The 412-nt window shown below is 42.7% G+C and carries 1 protein-coding gene; it reads right to left on the bottom strand.

Annotation, left to right across the window (positions count from 1 at the left end; all coding sequences use genetic code 11):
* The coding region (locus tag HC175_RS19500; protein ID WP_235942697.1) for a DUF5916 domain-containing protein at window positions 1-412 on the bottom strand (412 nt) is incomplete at both ends.

Genomic DNA, 412 nt, shown 5'->3' with positions numbered 1-412 from the left:
AGCGGCATTTACTTCAGCTCCAAATTTTGTGTCTTCGCTTACCACCCAGCTTCCTTCGGCACCCGCAGAATATCTAAAGGTGCTGGATTTATTCGTGAGATCCATATAAACTCCGGCTGCATTAGCATCTCTAAAATGTCCTTCCCGGGTGGTATTAGTATTGATAAAAGAAACCGAGGAATTATCTCCAAAACGTTGATCAAGCACCAGAATATTATAATTGGTAAGCGGCTCTACCAGTTGCTTCCTCTTTTCCCCTGTTTCAGAATTTTTGATCGTTGCATAGGTCTTTTCAGTAATGGCATTAAAGAAACCTATCCCGAGTCCTTGGGCAGTTCTTCCGGAGATCTTCACAGCATTGATAAGATCTACTGTGGAAGGATACTCCTCAACCACTTCGTTGTCTGTAAGA

The organism is Salinimicrobium oceani, from assembly GCF_012037645.1.
This window is presented reverse-complemented; position numbering and strand designations above follow the sequence as displayed.